This window comes from Streptomyces bobili (genome assembly GCF_002154575.1).
GTDB lineage: Bacteria > Actinomycetota > Actinomycetes > Streptomycetales > Streptomycetaceae > Streptomyces > Streptomyces bobili.
On the sequence record NZ_MUBA01000510.1, the window covers coordinates 1 to 5,052 of the forward strand.

The following is a 5,052-nucleotide window of genomic DNA, read 5'->3' on the forward strand; positions in this document are numbered from 1 at the left end:
GTCCCCGGTGATCCCGCCGAACTGCTCCTGCGGCACTGCACGCGCCGCTTCGGCGGGATCACCGGGGACGTGTTCGGGGGCCTGGCGGAGACGGCGGCCACGACGGCACTGGTCGTGCTCTGCCTGGGCTAGTCGACCGGGCCGCTCAGCAGGCCTCGCGCCATGCCGTGAGTTCGTACGTCTTGCGCAGGGAACTCAGCTTCAGGCGGCGGGAGTCGGCGCAGAAGCGGCTGGTGGGAAGTTCGTACTCGACGTGGAAGACGGCCTTGCCCGCCTCGACGAACGCAGTCGTCGCCTCGCACTCTCCGTACTGGGCGCACTGTTCGTTGACCGCGAAGTCGAAGTCGTCGACGAGTTCGGGGATCTGGTCGAGGTCGTTCTTCAAACCGACGGACAGGCCCCGGTCGTGGGCGAGTCCGGCGATCAGCCGGTTGTAGCGGAGCTGGTCGGCGGCCGTGAGGGGGAAGCCCGTTCTGTTGCGGTAGCCGTCCATGTTGTCCGGCTCGACGGCGTCGAAGCCCTTGTCGCGGCACATGTCGACACGGGCCGCCATCAGGGGTTCGAGGACGTCGGTGCGGCGGATGTCCAGCCAGCGTTCGCCGTCCCAGCCGTTGCCCTCGCCCAGGACCGACTCCGGGAACTCGTCGGCGTCCGGACGCCAGTCCTCCCAGGCGCCGGTGGACAGGTAGCAGATGACCTTGCGGCCGTCCTCGTGCAGTCCGGCGACGGCCGCCTCGCTCTGGTCGAAGCCGTCGATGTCGTACACCGGCACGTCGACGGAGGTGTCCAGACGCCCCCTCAACTGCCACTGCCAGCCGATGCCCGGGCGCGGCTGCCAGCGGTCCTTCCCGGCCGGGCCGTCGTCCGGCGCGGTCGAGGACCGCTGGCAGCCCGCGAGCAGCAACAGGAGGACGGGCAGCAGGATCAGGCGTCTCACGGAGGGGCTCCAGGCTCGGCGACGGCGGCTCCCCCCATGGTCTCCCGCCGCCGGGCACCGCGGCCGACCGCACCCGAGAGATGTGCCCCCGTCCGTCGAATGCGAGGATCTGGGGGTGGCCACGACGCCACCGACAGGTGAACGCTCCCGTGCATGAGCGAACGCTCACGCACGCGTACGCTCGTTGCGGGGTTGCCGCGCCGGTACGCCGCGCCGGTGAGGCCCACCCCGGTAGCGACCGCACCCTCAGTCCAGACCTAGGGTCGGCTGTCGGGCCCGGTCGACCCACACATCGGCCACAGCAACTCCACATCGGAAGCGAGAAATCACCACCGTGACTGCTCTCACTCTCAGCACCGCCGCGGCGCCCGGCCTCCGGGCCGACGCGATCGTGATCGGTGTCGTCAAGGGCGCCGACGGCCCCGTAGTAGCGCCCGGCGCCGAGGCCGTGGACAAGGCCTACGACGGCCGGCTCGCCGGCGTCCTGGAAACCCTCGGTGCCGCCGGCGCCGAGGGCGAGGTGACGAAGCTGCCGGCCCCGGCCGGCTTCAAGACGCCTCTCGTGCTGGCGGTGGGGCTGGGCTCGGAGCCCGAGAAGGACGCCTCCTACGACGCCGAGGCGCTGCGCCGCGCCGCCGGTGTGGCCGCCCGCGCCCTCGCGGGTTCCAAGAAGGCCGCGTTCGCCCTGCCCCTGACGGACGCCGCCGACCTCGGCGCGGTCGCCGAGGGCGTCGCGCTCGGCGCCTACTCCTTCGACGCCTACAAGGAGCAGGACAAGGACGCCAAGGCGAAGAAGGGCAAGAGCCCGCTCGCCGAGGCCACCCTGCTCGGCGGCAAGCCGCGCGACGCCGCCCACAAGGCGGCCCTCGCCCGTGCCGCCGCCGTCACCGAGGAACTCAACCGCGCCCGCGACCTCATCAACACCCCGCCGAACGACCTCGACCCCGAGGCCTTCGCCGCAGTCGCCCAGACCGCGGCCAAGGAACACGGCATCAAGGTGCAGATCCTCGACGAGAAGGCCCTCACCAAGGGCGGCTACGGCGGCATCCTCGGCGTCGGCGCCGGTTCCGCGGCGGGCCCCCGCCTGGTGAAGCTGTCGTACACCTCGTCCAAGGCGAAGAAGCACCTGGCCTTCGTCGGCAAGGGCATCACCTACGACTCGGGCGGCATCTCGCTCAAGCCGGCCGGGCACAACGAGACGATGAAGTGCGACATGAGCGGTGCGGCGGCGGTCCTCGCCGCCGTGGTCGCCGTCGCGCGGCTCGGCCTGGACGTCAACGTCACCGGCTGGCTGGCGCTCGCCGAGAACATGCCGTCCGGCTCCGCCACCCGCCCGGGTGACGTGCTGCGCATGTTCAGCGGCAAGACGGTCGAGGTCCTCAACACCGACGCCGAGGGCCGGCTGGTCCTCGCCGACGCCCTGTGGGCCGCCTCCCAGGAGAAGCCGGACGCCATCGTGGACGTGGCGACCCTGACCGGCGCGATGATGCTGGCGCTGGGCAACCGGACGTTCGGGATCATGGCGAACGACGACGCGTTCCGCTCCGCGCTGCACGAGGCTGCCGAGGAGGTCGGCGAGCCGGCCTGGCCGATGCCGCTCCCGGACCACCTGCGCAAGGGCATGGACTCGCCGATCGCCGACATCGCGAACATGGGTGAGCGCATGGGCGGCGGTCTCGTCGCCGGCCTCTTCCTGCGGGAGTTCGTGGGCGAGGGCATCACCTGGGCGCACCTGGACATCGCGGGGCCCGCGTTCAACGAGGGCGGGCCGTTCGGGTACACGCCCAAGGGCGGCACGGGTACGGCGGTGCGGACGCTGGTCCGGCTGGCCGAGCTGACCGCCGAGGGCGATCTCGGCTAGTCCTTTCCGGGTGCGGGGACTGTGCGACTGATCACTCGGCCCGCCGCGGTCACGCGGCGGAGCCGCAGATCGGCACAGCCCCGCACCCCGGGCGCGTGCACGTGGGGTGTCTCACACCGCAGCCCGGCGTCTCGTTCGGCTCCCACAGGTGCGAAGATGGGCCTCGGCAGGACAGGGCCCCCACCACAGGGCCGAAAGAAAGAGCGGCCGGACACCAGCCGCCGCCCGGTCACTGGAGACCGGCGTACGGCGCACATGCATGGAGGACGTGACGTGGCGAACGACGCCAGCACCGTTTTCGACCTAGTGATCCTCGGCGGTGGTAGTGGCGGTTACGCCGCGGCCCTGCGCGGGGCGCAGCTGGGCCTGGACGTCGCCCTGATCGAGAAGGACAAGGTCGGCGGCACCTGCCTGCACCGGGGTTGCATCCCCACCAAGGCTCTGCTCCACGCGGGTGAGATCGCCGACCAGGCCCGCGAGAGCGAGCAGTTCGGCGTCAAGGCCACCTTCGAGGGCATCGACATCGCCGGGGTCCACAAGTACAAGGACGGCGTGATCTCCGGCCTGTACAAGGGGCTCCAGGGTCTCGTCGCCTCCCGCAAGGTGACGTACATCGAGGGTGAGGGCCGGCTCTCCTCCCCCACCTCCGTCGACGTGAACGGTCAGCGTGTCCAGGGCCGCCACGTGCTCCTGGCGACCGGCTCCGTGCCGAAGTCGCTGCCGGGTCTGGAGATCGACGGCAACCGCATCATCTCCTCCGACCACGCCCTCGTCCTGGACCGGGTTCCGAAGTCGGCGATCGTCCTCGGCGGCGGTGTCATCGGCGTGGAGTTCGCCTCCGCGTGGAAGTCCTTCGGTACGGACATCACGATCGTCGAGGGCCTCAAGCACCTCGCGCCCCTCGAGGACGAGAACTCCTCCAAGCTTCTTGAGCGCGCGTTCCGCAAGCGCGGCATCAAGTTCAACCTGGGCACCTTCTTCTCGAAGGCCGAGTACACCGCCGACGGCGTCAAGGTCACCCTGGCCGACGGCAAGGAGTTCGAGGCCGAGCTGCTGCTGGTCGCGGTGGGCCGCGGGCCCGTCTCCGCCGGCCTCGGCTACGAGGAGCAGGGCATCGCGATGGACCGCGGCTACGTCCTGGTCGACGAGTACATGCGGACGAACGTCCCCACCATCTCCGCCGTCGGCGACCTCGTCCCGACGCTCCAGCTCGCGCACGTCGGCTTCGCCGAGGGCATCCTGGTGGCGGAGCGTCTGGCCGGTCTGAAGACCGTCCCGATCGACTACGACGGTGTCCCGCGGGTGACGTACTGCCACCCCGAGGTCGCCTCCGTGGGCATCACCGAGGCCAAGGCCAAGGAGATCTACGGCGCGGACAAGGTCGTCGCTCTGAAGTACAACCTGGCGGGCAACGGCAAGAGCAAGATCCTGGGCACCTCGGGCGAGATCAAGCTCGTCCAGGTGAAGGACGGTGCCGTGGTCGGCGTCCACATGGTCGGCGACCGCATGGGCGAGCAGGTCGGCGAAGCCCAGCTGATCTACAACTGGGAGGCCCTGCCGGCCGAGGTCGCGCAGCTCATCCACGCCCACCCGACGCAGAGCGAGGCGCTCGGCGAGGCCCACCTGGCCCTGGCCGGCAAGCCGCTCCACTCGCACGACTGACCCTCGGTCGACGAAGTGACGATCCAGACTTCCGCAATTCGTAAGGAGCAACAGAAACCATGGCGGTTTCCGTAACCCTTCCGGCGCTCGGCGAGAGCGTCACCGAGGGCACTGTCACCCGCTGGCTGAAGGCCGAGGGTGAGCGCGTCGAGGCCGACGAGCCGCTGCTCGAGGTGTCGACCGACAAGGTCGACACCGAGATCCCCTCGCCCGCCGCCGGCATCCTGGCGTCCATCAAGGTCGCCGAGGACGAGACCGTCGAGGTCGGCGCCGAGCTGGCCGTCATCGACGACGGCACCGGTGCCCCCGCCGCCGCCCCGGCGCCGGCCGCCGAGCAGGTCGCCCCGCCGGCTCCCGAGCCGGCCGCGGCCGCCCAGCCCTCCACCGAGCAGGCGGCCCCGGCCCCCGCTCCCACCGCCGAGGCCGCCTCCGGCGCCGGCTCCGCCGAGGGCACGGACGTCGTCCTGCCCGCGCTCGGCGAGTCCGTCACCGAGGGCACCGTCACCCGCTGGCTGAAGTCGGTCGGCGACTCCGTCGAGGCCGACGAGCCGCTGCTCGAGGTCTCCACGGACAAGGTCGACACCGAGATCCC

Annotated in this window: 5 protein-coding genes; 4 read left to right on the forward strand and 1 reads right to left on the reverse strand. The window is 71.1% G+C overall.

What is annotated here, in order from left to right; all coding sequences use genetic code 11:
- Nucleotides 1-132 (forward strand): adenosylcobinamide-GDP ribazoletransferase (locus tag BZL64_RS31870; RefSeq protein WP_208639558.1); only part of this gene is annotated, 132 nt, incomplete at its 5' end.
- 13 nt (nt 133-145) lie between these two features.
- Here the strand turns inward: BZL64_RS31870 and BZL64_RS31875 are convergent.
- Nucleotides 146-937 carry an endo alpha-1,4 polygalactosaminidase gene (locus tag BZL64_RS31875; RefSeq protein ID WP_086772609.1) on the reverse strand — a complete coding sequence of 264 codons (792 nt, stop codon included), beginning with the start codon at nt 935-937 and terminating at the stop codon, nt 146-148.
- A 334-nt stretch (nt 938-1,271) separates the two neighbouring features.
- On the opposite strand from BZL64_RS31875, the gene BZL64_RS31880 reads away from it, so the two are divergent.
- The 3 genes from BZL64_RS31880 to BZL64_RS31890 all read left to right on the forward strand — a co-directional run.
- Nucleotides 1,272-2,798 (forward strand): leucyl aminopeptidase, encoded by a 1,527-nt coding sequence (locus BZL64_RS31880; RefSeq protein WP_086772610.1) that lies wholly within the window; start codon nt 1,272-1,274, stop codon nt 2,796-2,798.
- 273 nt (nt 2,799-3,071) lie between these two features.
- Entirely contained in the window at nt 3,072-4,460 is a 1,389-nt protein-coding gene (gene lpdA, locus BZL64_RS31885; RefSeq protein ID WP_086772611.1) for a dihydrolipoyl dehydrogenase, read from the forward strand.
- A 59-nt stretch (nt 4,461-4,519) separates the two neighbouring features.
- Nucleotides 4,520-5,052: biotin/lipoyl-containing protein (locus BZL64_RS31890; RefSeq protein ID WP_341868842.1), on the forward strand; the 533-nt coding region annotated here is incomplete at its 3' end.